The organism is Ectothiorhodospira shaposhnikovii, assembly GCF_022227765.1.
Classification (GTDB): domain Bacteria; phylum Pseudomonadota; class Gammaproteobacteria; order Ectothiorhodospirales; family Ectothiorhodospiraceae; genus Ectothiorhodospira.
On record NZ_JAJMLZ010000011.1, the window covers coordinates 78,104 to 94,771 of the forward strand.

Here is a 16,668-nt window from a genome sequence, read left to right on the forward strand (position 1 = left end):
ACGGCCACCGACAGATGTCATTCCAGACCGTTCGTCCACAGATTGGTGGCGCGGCAGGAGAAATCACCATGAGCCAGAACGCAGACAACATCAAGCCCTGCTACCCCCTGTTCCAGAGCGAGGAGTATCAGGAAGTCCTGGCCCGCAAGCGGGCCGTCGCCGAGGAGGCCCACAGCCCCGAAAAGGTGCAGGAAGTCTTTCAGTGGACCACCACGGAAGAGTACAAGGAACTGAACTTCCAGCGCGAGGCCCTGACCGTGGACCCGGCCAAGGCCTGCCAGCCCCTGGGTTCGGTGCTGTGCTCCCTGGGTTTTGAGAACACCCTGCCTTACGTGCACGGTTCCCAGGGTTGCGTGGCCTATTTCCGCACCTACTTCAACCGTCATTTCCGCGAGCCCATCGCCTGCGTCTCCGACTCCATGACCGAAGATGCCGCCGTGTTCGGCGGACAGAAGAACATCATGGAAGGCCTGCAGAACGCCAAGGCCCTGTACAAGCCGGCCATGATCTCCATCTCCACCACCTGCATGGCCGAGGTCATCGGTGACGACCTCAATGCCTTCATCGGCAACGCCCGCAAGGAAGGCTACATCCCCGAGGACTTCCCCACGCCCTATGCCCACACACCGTCCTTCGTGGGCAGCCATACCACCGGCTGGGACAACATGTTCGAGGGCACCATCCGCTACTTCACCGTCAACGACATGGAAGGCAAGGAGCCCGGCAAGAACGGCAAGCTCAACCTGGTGCCGGGTTTCGAGACTTACCTGGGCAACTACCGGGTGATGAAGCGCATGATGAAGGAAATGGGCGTGGACGCCACCCTGCTGTGCGACCCGGAAGAGGTGCTGGATACCCCGGCCGACGGTGAGTACCGCATGTATGCCGGCGGCACCACCCAGGAAGAGCTCAAGGATGCCCCCAACGCCCGGGACACCATCCTGCTGCAGCCCTGGCAACTGGAAAAGACCAAGAAGTTCGTGCAGGGCACCTGGAACCATGAAGTGCCCAAGCTGAACATCCCCATGGGTGTGGAGTGGACCGACGAGTTCCTGATGAAGGTTTCGGAGATCACCGGCCAGCCGATCCCCGCCTCCCTGGAAAAGGAACGGGGCCGTCTGGTGGACATGATCACCGACTCCCACACCTGGCTGCACGGCAAGACCTACGCCCTGTACGGGGATGCGGACTTCGTCATGGGCATGGCCAAGTTCCTGATGGAACTGGGCGCCGAGCCCAGGCACATCCTGGTGCACCATGCCAACAAGCGCTGGAAGAAGGCGATGGAGAAGATCCTCTCCGAGAGCCCCTACGGCGCCCGCAGCGAAGTGCACATCAACCGGGACCTGTGGCACCTGCGTTCCCTGGTGTTCACCGACAAGCCGGACTTTTTGATCGGCAACTCCTACGGCAAGTTCATCCAGCGCGACACGCTGGCCAAGGGCAAGGAGTTTGAGGTACCGCTGGTGCGGATCGGTTTCCCCATCTTCGACCGCCACCACCTGCACCGCATGACCACCCTGGGCTATGAGGGCGGTATGTACATCCTCACCACCCTGGTGAACGCGGTGCTGGAGCGTCTGGACGAAGAGACCCGCATCATGGGCGAGACGGACTACAACTACGATCTGGTTCGCTGATCCACCCGCGCCCCCACTCCAACCCCTCTCCCCCCTGGGGGAGAGGGGCTCACTTCGCCGGAGAGTACACCATCATGCCCAGCGTCATGATCAACAAGACCGAAGCCGGGGGCCTGACCCTCTATGTTCCCAAGAAGGATCTGGAGGAGATGATCGTCTCCATGGAACACGAAGGCCCCGACCGCTGGGGCGGGGAACTGACCCTGGCGGATGGTTCCCGCTACTACCTGGAGCCCATGGACGCGGCGCCCCGGCTGCCCATCACCCTGCGCGTCAAGCGCCTGTGATGGTGAACCGGGCCAATGAATGCGCCAGATACCGACACCATCAGGAGATCCTCATGTCACCCGACATCCTCAACCGTGAATGCGCCCTGCGCATCGCTCTGGCGAGCCGGGTCCTGCCCGGGGTGCAGTTACCGCGCCTGATCGAGGCCATCATCGAGAAGGTGGATGCCCCCATCCGGGAGGACGGCCTGGCCAGGCTCACCGTGGCGGATCTGCGCCAGGCCCTCAAGCGTCCCAAGTCGGAATCGGGGGAGGAGGGCGGACCCGGCGACGAGGCCCTGGAAATGGCCGTCCGCTATCTCGGTGGGGAACGGGACGTGGAGCCCGGATTGCCCGCCATCAAGGACTACGTGCCCGGTGACATGCCGGATTCCGTGCGCATCGCCATGGCCTCCAATACCGGGGAAAAGCTGGACGGGCATTTCGGCTCCTGTCTGCGATTCCTGGTCTATCAGGTATCCGCCACTGAATCCCGCCTGGTGGACATCCGCGAGACGGAAACCGCCGACCTGACCGACGACCGCAACGCCGCCCGCGCCGCCATGGTGAATGACTGCCAGGTGCTGTATGTCCAGGGCATCGGTGGTCCCGCCGCCGCCAAGGTGATCCGCGCCGGTGTCCATCCGGTGAAGTTTCCCCGGGGCAGCGTGGCCTCGGAGGTCATCACCCAGTTGCAGGGTGTCCTCAAGGGCGCGCCCCCGCCCTGGCTGGCCAAATCCATGGGGCGCCAACCGCCGACGCTGGAGAAATTCCGTGCCGGGGTGGAAGCCTGAAAGATTTGATGACGCCCTTCTCCCCCCGGGGGAGAAGGGCCGGGGATGAGGGGCGACCCATCCTCCGCAATGACACCCTTGCTCCAATCCTCCCACCATTGTCACATTCGCAACAATCCCTCCGTTCCTGAAAGTCTTAAATAAACAATGGCTTGACGCCATTATTCAGCCTGGCCCGCTCCTTGCATTTCATCACATCAACAACGCGCCAAACGCGGAGGCAAGGCATGAAGGCACAGGACATCAAGGCACTGCTGGACGAACCGGCCTGTGCCCACAACACCCACAAGCCCAAGGGCGGCTGCACCCGGCCCAAGCCCGGCGCCACCGCCGGCGGCTGCGCCTTCGACGGCGCCCAGATCGCCCTGCTGCCGGTGGCCGACGTGGCCCATATCGTCCACGGCCCCATCGCCTGCGCCGGCAACACCTGGGACAACCGGGGTACCCGCTCCTCCGGCGGGCCGGACCTGTTCCGTCTGGGCATGACCACCGACCTTACCGAACAGGACGTGATCATGGGCCGCTCCGAAAAGCGCCTGTTCCACGCCATCCGCCAAGCGGTGGAGGCCCACCAACCTCCGGCGGTGTTCGTCTACAACACCTGCGTCACCGCCCTCATCGGCGATGACGTGGATGCCGTCTGCAAGGCCGCCCAGGAGCGCTTCGGGGTACCGGTGGTGCACGTGGATGCCGCCGGTTTCTACGGCTCCAAGAACCTGGGCAATCGCATCGCCGGCGAGACCATGGTGAAGAAGGTGGTGGGTACCCGGGAGCCGGACCCCATCCCGGCGTCCGCGACACGCCCCGGCATCCGGGTCCATCAGGTCAACCTCATCGCCGAATACAACATCGCCGGTGAGTTCTGGCACGTGCTGCCCCTGTTCGACGAGCTGGGCCTGCGCATCCTCTGCACCCTGTCCGGGGACGCCCGCTTCCACCAGATCCAGTCCATGCACCGCAGCCAGGCCAACATGCTGGTCTGCTCCAAGGCCATGATCAACGTGGCCAGAAAGCTGGAAGAGCGCTACGGCACCCCCTGGTTCGAGGGCAGCTTCTACGGCGTGCAGGACATGTCCCAGGCCCTGCGGGATTTTGCCTGCCTGATCGATGATCCGGATCTGACCCGGCGCACCGAGGACCTCATCGCCCGAGAAGAATCCCGCATTCATGCCGCCCTGGAACCCTGGCGGGACCGCCTGCGGGGCAAGCGGGTGCTGCTCTACACCGGTGGCGTCAAGTCCTGGTCGGTGGTATCCGCCCTGCAGGATCTGGGCATGACCGTGGTGGCCACCGGCACCCGCAAGTCCACGGATGCCGACAAGGCCCGCATCCGCCAGCTGATGGGGGAGGACGCGGTCATGATCGAGGACGGCAGTCCCGCCAACCTGCTGCGCATCTATGAAGAAACCCGGGCCGACATGCTCATCGCCGGCGGCCGCAACCTCTATACCGCCCTCAAGGCCCGCATGCCCTTCCTGGACATCAACCAGGAACGGGAACACGCCTACGCCGGTTACGAGGGGATGCTGGAACTGGCCCGTCAGCTGGCCATCACCCTGGAAAGCCCCATCTGGCCCCGGGTCCGCGAACCCGCCCCCTGGGATGCCGACGGCATGCCCGCCACCTCGGAGGTCCGCTGACATGCCCGAAATCCTCAAGCGCAACAAGGCCCTGTCCGTCAGCCCCCTCAAGGCCAGCCAGCCCCTGGGGGGTGCCCTGGCGTTCCTGGGCATGGATCGGACCATGCCCATGTTCCATGGCGCCCAGGGCTGTACCGCCTTTGCCAAGGTGTTTCTGGTGCGCCACTTCCGGGAACCCATCCCCCTGCAGACCACCGCCATGGATCAGGTGAGCGCGGTCATGGGCGCCGACGAGGCCCTGGTGGAAGGCCTGGCCACCATTTGCAACAAGTCCGCGCCGGCCCTGATCGGCATCGTCACCACCGGACTGTCGGAAACGGAAGGGGCCGACATCCATCGGGTGGTGCGGGAGTTCCGGATGCAGCATCCCGAGTTTGCCCAGGTGGCGGTGGTGCCGGTGAACACTCCGGATTATTGCGGCTCGGCGGAGACCGGCTTTGCCCTGGCGGTGACCGCCCTCATCGATACCCTGGTGCCCGAGGCGAAGGCGGCCGGGACGGTCCCCGGCAGTCGGCCCCGGCAGCTCAACGTGCTGGTCGGGTCAAGCCTGACCCCGGGCGACGTGGACCATCTCAAGGAGATCATCGAGGCGTTCGACCTGGAACCGGTGGTCCTGCCGGATCTGTCCGCCTCCCTGGATGGTCATCTGGACGAGGCCCGTCTGTCCGCCCTGACCACCGGCGGCACGCCCCTGTCCGCACTGGCTACGCTGGGGAATGCCCAGGCCACCCTGGTGGTGGGTGCCTCCATGGCGACGGCGGCGGACCTGCTCAAGGCCCGTACCGGCGTGCCGGATCTGCGTTTTGACGGCCTGATGGGCATGGATGCCACGGATGAACTGCTGCTGACCCTGTCCCGGCTCAGTGGCCGGCCGGTGCCGGCCCGGCTGCGCCGCCAGCGCGCCCGTCTGCAGGACGCCATGCTCGACACCCATTTCATGATGGGGCTGGCACGCATTGCCGTGGCCGGCGAAGCGGACCTGCTGGCGGGGTTTTCGGCCCTGCTGCGGGAAGTGGGCAGCGAGGTGGTGGCCGCCGCCGTGCCCGTCAAGGCGCCGGTACTGGATCGCCTTTCAGTACGCACCATCAAGATCGGCGACCTGGAAGACCTGGAGGCCATGGCCCGGGAGCAGGGAGCGGAACTGCTCATTGCCAATGCCCATGGGGTGGCCTCGGCCCAGCGGCTGGGCATCCCCCTGCTGCGGGCCGGGTTCCCCCAGTACGACTGGCTGGGCGGCTTCCAGCGGACCTGGATCGGTTATGGGGGTGCCCAGCAGGCCCTGTTTGATCTGGCCAACCTGCGGGTGGCGTCCCACCACGGCGTGACCCCCTACCGCTCCATCTACGACCGTTCCCCCGACACCGACCTTCCGGAGGGTCCTCGCCATGGGACTTCAGCGTCGCCTGCAGGTGGTTACGCCGCCTGTCACTGAGACCGCCGTCATGTCATCGCCAGCCCCGGTTCTGATTGCCTTTGCCAGTACGGACCTCAAGCGGGTGGACCAGCATTTCGGGTCCGCCCAGTGCCTGGCCATCTACCGCCTGGAAAGCGAGGGCAGTGCACTGGTGGAGGCCGTGCAGTTCGGCATGCAGGCCCGGGACGGCCATGAGGACAAGCTGATGGCCAAGTTCGATGCCTTGCAAGGCTGTGCCGCCGTGTACTGCGAAGCGGCGGGCGCCTCGGCGGTGAAGCAGCTCCTGGCCCTGGGGGTACAACCCCTGAAGGTGGCCCACGGGACCCGCATCGGTCCGCTGCTGGGCGAGCTTCAGGACGTGATTCGGGACGGTTGTCCGCCGCCCTGGCTGGCCAAGGCCATGCAGCAGGGACGTTCGGACCCGGACCGGTTTGACGCCATGGCCGCCGAGCCATGGGAAGAAGAAGCCTGATCCATCAACCTGTGGACATTTGGGGAAGACATCCATGAGCAACACCACCGCTGATCCCATTCTGGAAACTGATTTCATGAAGGAGATGGTTCGCCAGATGCGGGCCCTGGACACCTTCGGAACCCGGGATGGGCAATCCGACGAAGCGCTGCTGTCCCAATTCGTCATCACCCCGGAAAAGCGCAAGGAGATCCCCCTGGTCGCCGACATGGACCGGGCCACCCTGGCACGGGTGAATGCGTTCTACAACGCCGTCGCGGTGCTGATTGAGAAGGAATGCGGCCGCATGGCCACGGTCATGCTCAGCCTGAACGGGGAGGGTTTTGGCCGCGTGATCATCTCCGTGGGCAAGCTGCTGGTGGTGGACAAGACCCTGCGTGACGTCCATCGCTTCGGTTTCGACAGCCTGTCGAAGATGAAGACCGAGGCGGACAAGCTCCTGTCGGTGGCCCTGAACATCGTCGGCGATCACCCGGACGTGGCGGGGATGTAACAAGCAAGCCCTCATCCCCGGCCCTTCTCCCCCTGAGGGAGAAGGGAGACAAAAAACATACATAGAGAAGAGGCGACACCCATGACCCACATCACCGGCCTCACCCGGGGCGGGACCCCCTGGATACCGGCCTTCATCACCGAACTCAAGGAAGAAAACTGCATCGGCTGCGGCCGCTGCTACAAGGTCTGTACCCGCAACTGCTTTGAACTGGTGGAACGGGAAATCGACGATGACGACGACGATTTCGATGACGATGCCTCCATGGTCATGCGCCTGCTGGACGCCATGGACTGCATCGGCTGCCAGGCCTGCGCCAAGGTCTGTCCCAAGAACTGCCATACCCATGCCCCCGCCGCCCTGGCGAGCTGAACCCTAGAATCCCGGAGGACAGAAGCCATGTGGGACTATTCCGAAAAGGTCAAAGAGCACTTCTTCAACCCCCGCAACGCCGGCGCGGTCGAAGGGGCCAATGCCATCGGCGAGGTGGGTTCCCTGTCCTGCGGGGATGCCCTTCGCCTCACCCTGAAGGTGGACCCTGAGACCCAGGTGATCCTGGATGCCGGTTTCCAGACCTTCGGCTGCGGTTCCGCCATCGCCTCCAGCTCCGCCCTGACCGAACTCATCAAGGGCATGACCCTGGACGAGGCCCTGGAAGTGACCAACGAGGACATCGCCGACTTCCTGGACGGCCTGCCGCCGGAGAAGATGCACTGCTCCGTCATGGGACGGGAGGCCCTGGAAGCGGCCGTTGCCAACTATCGCGGCGAGGTCTGGAAGGATGACCACGAAGAAGGTGCCCTGGTCTGCAAGTGCTTTGCCGTGGATGCCGTCAAGGTGGAGCAGACCATCCGCGAGAACGGCCTGCGCACGGTCCAGGACGTGACCTTCTACACCAAGGCCGGCGGCGGTTGCAGTGCCTGCCACGAAGGCATTGAGGAGATCCTGGTGCGGGTGCTGGCAGAACGGGGCGAGGCTTTCGACCCGGAAAACCATGTCACCGCCCAGCCCGAGGCCCGCCGCGGCAACACGGTTCGCATCATGCCCAGGATGTCGGTGCGGGTCATGGCGATGGAGGAATGATCATGGAACCCATCTATCTGGACAACAACGCCACCACCCGGGTGGACCCTGCGGTGGTGGAGGCCATGCTGCCCTTCTTCACCGAGCAGTTCGGCAACCCGTCTTCCATCCACAGCTTCGGCAACCGGGTGGGGCACGCCATCAAGCAGGCCCGGGGCCAGGTGCAGACCCTGCTGGGGGCGGCGCACGATTCGGAGATCGTGTTCACCTCCTGCGGCACCGAGTCCGACTCCACCGCCATCCTCTCGGCGGTGAAGGCCCAGCCCCAGCGCCGGGAGATCATCACCACCGTGGTGGAACACCCGGCCATCCTCACCGTGTGCGAACAGCTGGAGAAGGAGGGTTACACCATCCATCGGTTGCCGGTGGATGGCAGGGGACGACTGGACCTGGACCACTACGCCGCCCTGCTGTCGGATCAGGTGGCCCTGGTGACGGTGATGTGGGCCAACAACGAGACCGGCACCCTGTTCCCGGTGGAGACCATGGCCCGGATGGCACGGGAAGCGGGTGTAATGTTTCACACCGACGCGGTGCAGGTGGTGGGCAAGCTGCCCATCGACCTGAAGTCCTCCGCCATCGACATGCTTTCCCTGTCCGGTCACAAGCTCCACGCCCCCAAGGGCATCGGCGTGCTCTACCTGCGCCGGGGCCTGCGCTTTCGGCCTTTGCTCAGGGGCGGCCATCAGGAACGGGGACGGCGGGCCGGCACCGAAAACAGCGCCGGCATCGTTGCCCTGGGCAAGGCCGCCGAGCTGGCCATGACCCACATGGAGCATGAAAACACTGAAGTCCGCGCCCTGCGGGACCATCTGCAGGCGGGCCTGGCGGCACGCATTCCCCATGCCCTGGTGATGGGGGACCAGGACAATCGGCTGCCCAACACCTTGAACATGGCCTTTGAGTACATTGAAGGGGAGTCCATCCTGTTGCTGCTGAATCAGGCGGGGATCGCCGCGTCCAGCGGCTCCGCCTGCACCTCCGGTTCCCTGGAACCCTCCCACGTCATGCGGGCCATGGGGATTCCCTACACCGCGGCCCATGGTTCGGTGCGGTTTTCCCTTTCCCGCTACAACACCCGGGCCGAGATCGACCGGGTGATCGACGTCATGCCGGACATCGTGGCCAGACTGCGCAAGATGTCCCCGTACTGGGGCGTGGACGGCCCGGTCACGGATCCGGAAAAGGCCTTTGCCCCCGCGTATGCTTGAACCGGAATGAGTTGACATCCTCCGGAAAGCCCCTCTCCCCCGTGGGAGAGGGTGGCGGCCGTCGTCATCTCGTTTCCTATACTCGGGTTGCTGATTGGAAAAAAGTACGCGCTTGGCGCGAAGCAACTTTGAGGGGGAAATGATGACGAAACCTATTGTGGCGGCCGTGGAACCGGTGGGCATCACCCTTGAAAAGGGCAAGAGGTATGACTTTTGTCGTTGCGGGCGTTCCAGGGATCAACCCTTCTGCGATGGGTCGCACCAGGGTACCGGTATCGAGCCGATCTCGTTCCAGCCCCGTGATGATGGTGAGAATTGGCTGTGCATGTGCAAGCAGTCGGGTGATCTTCCCTACTGCGACGGCAGCCATGGGAAGGTGCCGGAAAGCGCGATTGGACAGGAATTCGACGGCGTGGGCGGTGAGGTGGAAGATACCGAAGATGACGCTGCTCCCGCGCCGCGCAACACCAAGACCGAACCCCATGTGGAATTCATCCATGCTCTCGCCCGAGGTGGACTGGAAGAGGTTGGGGCCATGGGTCCCACGGTTGCAATGGGCGTGCCGCGCGATCGTATACCATCCTGGGACGATATCCAGATCCTCACCGCGCAGTTCGCGCGTCGGCCGCTGACCGGCGACGTGGATGTGGCCAGCGAACTGGTGATCGGCCCGGAGGCCCGTCGTCCCCTGCGTCTGGAGATGCCCCTGCTGGTCACGGACATGAGCTTTGGTTCGTTGTCCCGGGAGGCCAAGATCGCGCTGGCGCGGGGCGCCGAACGGGCCGGCACCGGCATCTGTTCCGGGGAAGGCGGGATGCTGCCGGAAGAGCAGGCCGAGAACTCGCGCTACCTCTTTGAACTGGGACCGGCCCGCTACGGCTACTCCGAGGCATTGTTGGAAAAGGTGCAGGCGTTCCATTTCAAGGGTGGTCAGGGTGCGAAAACCGGTGTCGGCGGCGTGCTTCCCGGTGCCAAGGTCTCGAAAGAGATCGCCGAGGTGCGAGGTATTGAGGTTGGTCGGGATTCGTTATCTCCTCCGGTGATCCCGGACCTTGAAACACCCGCCGATTTCAGGCGCTTTGCGGATTCGATCCGCGAGCGAACCGGCGGAATTCCGGTCGGCTTCAAGCTTTCCGCAAACCACATCGAGCGGGATCTGGGTTTTGCCCTGGAGGCGGGTGCCGATTACGTGATCCTGGATGGTCGTGGTGGTGGAACCGGCGCCGCGCCGGCCCTGCTCAGGGATCATATCGGCGTGCCGACCATTCCGGCGCTGGCACGGGCGCGGCGTTACCTGAACACGCGCGGTGCGAGCGGACGAGTCACACTGATCATCACTGGAGGGCTGCGCACGCCGGCGGACTTCGTCAAGGCCCTGGCGTTGGGTGCCGATGGCATTGCATTGGGCAACAGTGCGATTCAGGCGGTGGGCTGTGTCGGCGCGCGCATCTGCCACACCAACCGATGCCCGACGGGCATCGCAACCCAGGATCCGGAGTTGCGTCAGCGACTGGACCCGGAACAGGGGGGCGTCGGGCTTGCCCGCTTCCTGCTGGCCTCCGTGCAGCTGATGCAGGTGCTGGCGCGTGCGGCCGGCAGGGCACGCTTGGCGGATCTTGGGCAGGACGACCTGACCACCTTCAATCGTGATCTGGTAGAGATGGCCAACTTGCCCTACGCCGGAGGGCCCGATTACGGGTGAGTCGCGTCTCGCGCCCGTTGGATGAAGTTCCGTGAAAAGCGCCGCGGAACCCGTTTTTAGGAATTTACCTGTGCTGGATCAGGAACTCGGCACTTGTCGTAGTGTAACGTTTGCAGCGTCATACGTGACCGCGTTGAGTCAGCGCGCTATTTCCAGTAAGACTTATTTAGAGGAAATTCAAATGGTTGATGAAACGAAAGGTTCGCTCTCGGGGCTCAGCGAAGATGAAGCCATGGAGTTTCATGGTGTCTTCATGACCAGCATGATGGGTTTTCTGGCGGTTGCCGCCGTTGCCCACGTTCTGGCCTGGATGTGGCGTCCCTGGGGTGTGGCTTGGTAAGACTTGTCGCCTGCAAGGGCGAATCAAGTCTCAAGCCGTGCCTTAAGTGAAGCAGTAGTAGCAGTTTCTTTCCGATATAGGAGATTTCAATATGTGGCGTACTTGGCTGCTGTTCGATCCTCGCAGAGCGTTGGTTGCCCTGTTCACTTTCCTGGCCGTGCTGGCTCTTCTGATTCACTTCATCCTGCTGAGCACCGAGCGCTTCAACTGGATGCACAGCGCCTCTCTGGTTGACAAGACCGAGCAGGTCGTGGCGCAGGCGTAAGCCGGCAAATCAAGCCTTGGCTTGAAAGCGTCTGATGCCCACGCATCCCGGGCGGGATGGCAGTTAATCTGCGTCCCGCCCGGCATCAGGGCCCGTCCGGCGATAAAAAAGCTTTTACCACTCGGTGGTAAAGGCTTTTTTTTGCGTTCCGGAAAAAATAAAGAATAAAGTCGAGCGGCTAGATGATGACCGAGAATGATCCACCAATACCCGATACTCACCGCTTCAGCGAGGCGGAGCGCATAGCCATCTATCGCAATATCCTCTGTCGAAGGGACGTGCGGGGGCAGTTCCTCTCCACCCCGATACCCGACGACATGTTGGCACGCATCCTCACCGCCGCCCACTTCGCCCCTTCGGTGGGTTTCATGCAGCCCTGGAGTTTCGTGGTGGTCAAGGATCCGGACGTGAAGCGCAGGGTCCACGAGGCCTTCAGCCTCGCCAACGAAGAAGCAGCGGAGATGTTCGAGGGCGAACGTCGGCAAATCTACCGCAGCCTGCGACTGGAAGGCATCCTGGACGCCCCCGTCAACCTGTGCATCACCTGCGACCGGGATCGCGCCGGCCCCGTCGTGATCGGCCGTACCCACGATCATCGCATGGATCTCTACAGCGTCGTCTGTGCAGTACAGAACCTGTGGCTGGCCGCTCGCAGTGAAGGGTTGGGCGTGGGCTGGGTGAGCATTTTCCGGCCCGAGGACATCAATCGGGTGCTTAATCTACCCGAGGATATCGTCCCCGTGGCCTATCTCTGCATTGGTCGCGTCAATCAGTTCCACGACCGACCGGAACTGGAAACCGCCGGCTGGCGTCCCAGACTACCGCTGGAGCAACTGATCCACATGAATAGCTGGGGCCACGCGCCCGCCGATGACGACCCACTGGTGAAGGCTGTCCAGGCCTGCCAGAGCAAGGCCGCTCAATCGGATCTTCCTCTTTGAGCAGAGACACTGACCCATCTCGATAATGGGATTCTCGTGTGCTCGATTTACGATCCTTGTAGAAGGGGATAAAGCGAAAAAGTTATAGTGATGCTCCTGGGGTCTGGTCGATGGCGCGGGTGAAGTCCGGCACTGGCGCGTTGCCAGCGTTTCTCCGGAACCCGCAATGTGTGCCATAACCCGGCATCAAAGAGGATTCATCCTCATGTCTTGTCTGCTGGCATTGCAGAGACTCGCATTCAGGCGCACTGTATTTGCGGTAGCGTGCTTATTGATTTTCGGTTTTATTTTTAATGCTGCCTTGGGGTACGTTCTGGCAAGTCATGCAGATCCACCGCGCGTGGAGACTCCCCCGGTTGCCGTTATCGTCGGCAATAATGCCCCTGAGTCTTCGAGACTCCGTATTGCGGTCTTTACCCCAACCACGGCGGATAATACCTATTGGCCAGAGATCCATGCGGTGCTACACGCCGTCGCCGCTGATCTTGAGATCGACCTTGAGATTCATGAGTTTAGTGTTCTGGATCGCTTTGCGACAGTGTCGGCTGGAGTGAGGCGGCTGACGACAGAGCCTCTGCCGGATGCGGCCATCTTCTCGGTTGAGTTTGGACAGGCGAGCCGGTTGATGAGGGCAGCCGAGAAAATGGGAATCCCCTTTTTCCTGAACGGCCCGCTTTTTCCTGAAGAACTGGCAGAAATAGGGAAAAGGCCTGGCCGGGACTATACGTACTGGGCTGGTTATTTCCATGAAGACGAAGAGCGGAAAGGCTATCTCCTGGCGCAGGAACTGATCGCCGCCGCCCGGGAGGCAAATGCAGGGAAGGCTGACACGATTCAGGTGGCGGGCATCAATGGGTCCAGGTCCTGGTACGGATCCATTCAGCGTGAAGCCGGGCTGCGCCGAGCAGTGGACGAACATCCGGATGTCCGGTTGGTGCAGATGGTCTACACCCAATGGTCTCCGGAGGAGGGACGCAGGATGGCCAGCCGGATCCTGCGCCGCTATCCCGAGATTTCTGTGCTGTGGGCAGCCAGTGACCAGTTGGCGATCGGTGCTGCTGAAGCAATCGATCATCATCCGGCCGATGACGGTCCGGTTGTGCTGACCGGCGGACTGGATCTATCACATGCTGGCATTGATGCCGTGCTGAAGGGCGAACTGGTGGCAACCGTCGCCTGCACCAGCTTGCTGTGGGCTCAGGTGATGATCGATTTGCACGACCACCTGCGGGGGCTTGATCCTGTCAGCGACTCAAGCTCTGCGCTGCTATCTGAGCCGATGGTTGCCGTCCGCGCCACGGCGGAGGACATTCGCGCCTGGATACGCAGTTTCGGTTCGATCGACTTTCGTCGATATTCCCGTTTCCATCACGGCAAAGATGTACCCCGCCTTTGTGAGACCAAGGGAGATGGTTAGATCATGCCAACGGCCTGGACAAGAACGAGGCACCTTGGGTTCATCGTCCTGGTGAGCATCGTTGTAACATTGCTCATCCTGCTGTTTCAGGCCTACGTTTTCTATCAGCAGGGAGTAAAGGATCGTGATCAGGCCTTGCAGTCGGTAGAGAAAGGCTATCTCGACCCCACGGCCGCCGCAGTTTTTTTCTTCGAACAGCAGCAGTTGAACCTGATTGCCGGGGGATTGGTCCGGCTGCCGTACATCGATGCGGTATCCGTCTACGAATATGTCCTGGGGGAGTACCAGCCGCTTCTGAGGACGACGGAAGACCCTGGCGATCTCGAGTCGTTTGATTTCGTGTTGTTGTATGACCATGAAGGGGATCAGCGTCATATTGGAAAACTGACGGTCTATTCCGACCTTCACCACCTGCGGGCACAGGTATTGGAAAATCTGAGTCGTACGGCCGGGTTCAATCTCTTGATTCTCCTGGTGATGGCGGTATGCGTGTGGTGGCTCACCAAGCGCGCCTTTTACCTGGCCTCGATCAAACGCCAGCTTGAGGACAATACGCGACTTCTGAGCATCGCCGCGTCGGTTGCGAAAGTCGGTGGCTGGGTGGTTGATCTGGAAACCGATAGGGTGTACTGGTCGAATGAGGTTTGCCGTATCCACGATATGCCGCTCGGTTCGACGGTTTCGGTCAGGGAAGGCATCAGGTATTACGCCCCCGAGTACCGTGAGCGCATTGCCGAACTGTTTGAGGCGTGCGCCCGGAACGGGATGCCATATGACGAGGAGCTTGAGATCCTGAGCGCCTCCGGGAAGCGCGTCTGGGTGCGTACGGTAGCGCAGCCGATACATGATGATAATGGGTGCATTGTCCGTGTGGCGGGCGCCTTTCAGGAAGTGACGCAACGGCGCCAGGCGGAGCAACGACTACAGGAGTCTGAGGCCATGCTGCGCGCGGTCACCGAAGCCTCGCCGGACCCTATCTTCATGTCCGACGACAGAGGCAAGCTGGTGTACTGCAACCCGGCGTTCAAAACCACTCTTGGGCTCTCGCCGGAGGCCTTGATCGGGCGGACCGTTCACGAGGTCATCGCGCCCGAGCGTCACCGTGAAGCAATCGCTCGCGGCGATGCAGCATGTGTCCTGGCAGATTCCAGTCCCATGTTCAGGACCCTCACGGAGCTTGAGCCCTTGCATGGTGACGGGCACGAAGTGCAGATGGAACTGTCCACGTCGGCGCTACAGATCGATGGCCGGTGGCACGCAGTGGGGGTGATGCGTGACATCACCAGGCGCAAGCAGTTCGAACAGGTTCTCTCCACTCTCAATCGCGACCTGGCCCGGCTGGGGGGAGACGAGTTTTTCGGCCACGCCTGCCGCCTGCTGTGCGAGGCGCTGGGCACCGACATCGCCTTTGTGGGCCTACTGGAGGCGGAACAGCACCGGTTGGAGGCGTTTGCCGGCTGGAGCGATGGCCATTTGCTCACGCCCTTCCACGACGACCTGGCGGGGACGCTCTGTGCGAATATCATCGAAGAAGGGGCCGTCTGCTATCCGGAAGACAGCCTGTCCCTGTTCCCCGATGACCCTCTGCTCAAGGAGATCGGCGTCGAGGCGTGCGTCGGCCACAAACTGATCGACAAGCAGGATCGAACCCTGGGGGTCCTGCTCACGTTGGGCCGGCAGCCGCTGACGGAGCAAGTGCGCGGCCTGGCTCTGCCCTTGCTGGGGTTATTCGTCGATCGTGTGGCCTCCGAGATCCAGCGTACCGCGGCGGAGAAACAGTTGAGGCAGGCCGCCAACGTATTCCATTACGCTAACGAGGGGATCCTGATCACGACCCCACAGGGCGACATCATCGACGTCAATGCCGCCTTCACCCGCATCACCGGTTACGGGCGGCATGAAGTGTTGGGACAGAATCCACGCTTGCTCAAGTCCGGCAAGCAAGGTAGAGCCTTCTACGCCGAGATGTGGCGGGCCCTGCAGGACGAGGGCAGTTGGACCGGCGAGATCTGGAACCGTCACAAAGACGGCGACTCCTATGCCGAGATGCTGACCATCAGCGCGGTGCGCGATGCCGACGGCACCATACAGCGCTACGTCGGGCTGTTTTCCGACATCACGCAGCTCAAGGAGCAGCAGCGGCAACTGGAGTACATGGCTCACTTCGACGCGCTCACCGGTCTACCCAACCGGGTCTTGCTGGCGGACCGTCTGCAGCAGGGGATGGCTCTGATGGCACGGCGTCGACAGCAGCTGGCGCTGGTCTATATCGACCTGGACCGCTTCAAGAGGGTCAATGATGACTACGGCCATGATGTGGGGGATCGTTTGCTCGTCGCCTTGGCCGCAAAGCTGAAGGCTTCCCTGCGTGATGGAGATACTCTGGCCCGTTTGGGGGGGGGCGAGTTCGTTGCCGTATTGCTGGATCTGCCCGATGTCGAGTCCGCAACCCCGCTGCTGCGACGCTTGCTCGACGCCGCCTCCTGCCCGGTGAGTGATGGGGAACACAGCCTGCAGGTCTGTGCCAGCCTGGGGGTCAGTCTCTATCCCCAGACCGAACCGATTGATGCCGACCAGCTACTGCGCCAGGCGGATCAGGCCATGTACCAGGCCAAGCTCGCCGGCGGGAATCGTTACCACCTGTTCGATCTGGAACATGATCGCTACCAACGCGATCGGCACGAGGCGCTGGAAGCGATTCGCCAGGGATTGGATAACAATGAGTTCGTGCTCTTCTATCAGCCCAAGGTGGCCATGGAGAGTGGCGTTTTGATGGGTGCCGAGGCCCTGATCCGCTGGCAGCACCCGGAGCGGGGCCTGCTACCGCCCGGCGAGTTCCTGCCGCAGCTGGCGGGCCACCCGTTGATGGTGGGCCTGGGCGACTGGGTGATCGATGCGGCGCTGGCGCAGATCAGTCAATGGCGTGAGCGGGGACATTCCCTGGCGGTCAGCGTCAATGTGGATGCGCTGCAGCTAACCCAATCCGACTT

16 protein-coding genes are annotated in these 16,668 nt (G+C 62.6%); all 16 read left to right on the forward strand.

The features are described 5' to 3' along the window. Positions 1-68 precede the first annotated feature (68 nt). Positions 69-1,640, forward strand: coding sequence for a nitrogenase molybdenum-iron protein subunit beta (gene nifK / locus LQD11_RS14395; protein WP_238618167.1), 1,572 nt, complete (start codon positions 69-71; stop codon positions 1,638-1,640). 74 nt (positions 1,641-1,714) lie between these two features. After that, entirely contained in the window at positions 1,715-1,927 is a 213-nt protein-coding gene (gene nifT / locus LQD11_RS14400) for a putative nitrogen fixation protein NifT (RefSeq protein WP_090203323.1), read from the forward strand. A gap of 53 nt (positions 1,928-1,980) precedes the next feature. Further along, entirely contained in the window at positions 1,981-2,700 is a 720-nt protein-coding gene (nifX, locus tag LQD11_RS14405) for a nitrogen fixation protein NifX (protein WP_238618168.1), read from the forward strand. A 227-nt stretch (positions 2,701-2,927) separates the two neighbouring features. Next, on the forward strand, positions 2,928-4,340 hold the full coding sequence (nifE, locus tag LQD11_RS14410) for a nitrogenase iron-molybdenum cofactor biosynthesis protein NifE (RefSeq protein WP_238618169.1): 1,413 nt from the start codon (positions 2,928-2,930) through the stop codon (positions 4,338-4,340). A gap of 1 nt (position 4,341) precedes the next feature. Beyond that, positions 4,342-5,772: a nitrogenase iron-molybdenum cofactor biosynthesis protein NifN gene (nifN, locus tag LQD11_RS14415; protein ID WP_238618170.1), complete on the forward strand. Its 1,431-nt coding sequence runs from the start codon at positions 4,342-4,344 to the stop codon at positions 5,770-5,772. Between the two features lie 10 nt (positions 5,773-5,782). Further along, positions 5,783-6,226, forward strand: coding sequence for a NifB/NifX family molybdenum-iron cluster-binding protein (locus LQD11_RS14420; protein WP_008932815.1), 444 nt, complete (start codon positions 5,783-5,785; stop codon positions 6,224-6,226). Positions 6,227-6,260: 34 nt separating this feature from the next. Then, positions 6,261-6,719: a NifX-associated nitrogen fixation protein gene (locus LQD11_RS14425; protein ID WP_238618171.1), complete on the forward strand. Its 459-nt coding sequence runs from the start codon at positions 6,261-6,263 to the stop codon at positions 6,717-6,719. 81 nt (positions 6,720-6,800) lie between these two features. Next, positions 6,801-7,091 (forward strand): ferredoxin III, nif-specific, encoded by a 291-nt coding sequence (fdxB, locus tag LQD11_RS14430; RefSeq protein ID WP_238618172.1) that lies wholly within the window; start codon positions 6,801-6,803, stop codon positions 7,089-7,091. Between the two features lie 27 nt (positions 7,092-7,118). Next, complete coding sequence (gene nifU, locus LQD11_RS14435; protein WP_238618173.1) at positions 7,119-7,802, forward strand: Fe-S cluster assembly protein NifU; 684 nt, start codon at positions 7,119-7,121, stop codon at positions 7,800-7,802. Positions 7,803-7,804: 2 nt separating this feature from the next. Then, positions 7,805-9,013 carry a cysteine desulfurase NifS gene (gene nifS / locus LQD11_RS14440; protein WP_238618174.1) on the forward strand — a complete coding sequence of 403 codons (1,209 nt, stop codon included), beginning with the start codon at positions 7,805-7,807 and terminating at the stop codon, positions 9,011-9,013. Positions 9,014-9,155: 142 nt separating this feature from the next. Next, positions 9,156-10,715, forward strand: coding sequence for a glutamate synthase-related protein (locus LQD11_RS14445; RefSeq protein ID WP_238618175.1), 1,560 nt, complete (start codon positions 9,156-9,158; stop codon positions 10,713-10,715). Positions 10,716-10,785: 70 nt separating this feature from the next. Further along, entirely contained in the window at positions 10,786-11,055 is a 270-nt protein-coding gene (gene pufB / locus LQD11_RS15730) for a light-harvesting antenna LH1, beta subunit (RefSeq protein ID WP_338081498.1), read from the forward strand. A gap of 91 nt (positions 11,056-11,146) precedes the next feature. Further along, entirely contained in the window at positions 11,147-11,320 is a 174-nt protein-coding gene (gene pufA / locus LQD11_RS14455; protein ID WP_238618176.1) for a light-harvesting antenna LH1, alpha subunit, read from the forward strand. Positions 11,321-11,502: 182 nt separating this feature from the next. Then, positions 11,503-12,261: a 5,6-dimethylbenzimidazole synthase gene (bluB, locus tag LQD11_RS14460; RefSeq protein WP_238618177.1), complete on the forward strand. Its 759-nt coding sequence runs from the start codon at positions 11,503-11,505 to the stop codon at positions 12,259-12,261. A 205-nt stretch (positions 12,262-12,466) separates the two neighbouring features. Further along, positions 12,467-13,678, forward strand: a complete 1,212-nt coding sequence (locus tag LQD11_RS14465; protein WP_238618178.1) for an ABC transporter substrate-binding protein — start codon at positions 12,467-12,469, stop codon at positions 13,676-13,678. 3 nt (positions 13,679-13,681) lie between these two features. Then, positions 13,682-16,668: PAS domain S-box protein (locus LQD11_RS14470; protein ID WP_238618179.1), on the forward strand; the 2,987-nt coding region annotated here is incomplete at its 3' end.

What these genes read in the sequence shown, in the direction of transcription:
- LQD11_RS14465 (WP_238618178.1), top strand. Translation starts at nt 12,467, where the DNA reads ATGTCTTGTCTGCTGGCATTGCAGAGACTCGCATTCAGGCGCACTGTA.
- nifN (WP_238618170.1), top strand. Translation starts at nt 4,342, where the DNA reads ATGCCCGAAATCCTCAAGCGCAACAAGGCCCTGTCCGTCAGCCCCCTC.
- bluB (WP_238618177.1), top strand. Translation starts at nt 11,503, where the DNA reads ATGATGACCGAGAATGATCCACCAATACCCGATACTCACCGCTTCAGC.
- LQD11_RS14420 (WP_008932815.1), top strand. Translation starts at nt 5,783, where the DNA reads ATGTCATCGCCAGCCCCGGTTCTGATTGCCTTTGCCAGTACGGACCTC.
- fdxB (WP_238618172.1), top strand. Translation starts at nt 6,801, where the DNA reads ATGACCCACATCACCGGCCTCACCCGGGGCGGGACCCCCTGGATACCG.
- nifT (WP_090203323.1), top strand. Translation starts at nt 1,715, where the DNA reads ATGCCCAGCGTCATGATCAACAAGACCGAAGCCGGGGGCCTGACCCTC.
- nifE (WP_238618169.1), top strand. Translation starts at nt 2,928, where the DNA reads ATGAAGGCACAGGACATCAAGGCACTGCTGGACGAACCGGCCTGTGCC.
- nifU (WP_238618173.1), top strand. Translation starts at nt 7,119, where the DNA reads ATGTGGGACTATTCCGAAAAGGTCAAAGAGCACTTCTTCAACCCCCGC.
- LQD11_RS14425 (WP_238618171.1), top strand. Translation starts at nt 6,261, where the DNA reads ATGAGCAACACCACCGCTGATCCCATTCTGGAAACTGATTTCATGAAG.
- nifK (WP_238618167.1), top strand. Translation starts at nt 69, where the DNA reads ATGAGCCAGAACGCAGACAACATCAAGCCCTGCTACCCCCTGTTCCAG.
- nifS (WP_238618174.1), top strand. Translation starts at nt 7,805, where the DNA reads ATGGAACCCATCTATCTGGACAACAACGCCACCACCCGGGTGGACCCT.
- nifX (WP_238618168.1), top strand. Translation starts at nt 1,981, where the DNA reads ATGTCACCCGACATCCTCAACCGTGAATGCGCCCTGCGCATCGCTCTG.
- LQD11_RS14445 (WP_238618175.1), top strand. Translation starts at nt 9,156, where the DNA reads ATGACGAAACCTATTGTGGCGGCCGTGGAACCGGTGGGCATCACCCTT.
- pufA (WP_238618176.1), top strand. Translation starts at nt 11,147, where the DNA reads ATGTGGCGTACTTGGCTGCTGTTCGATCCTCGCAGAGCGTTGGTTGCC.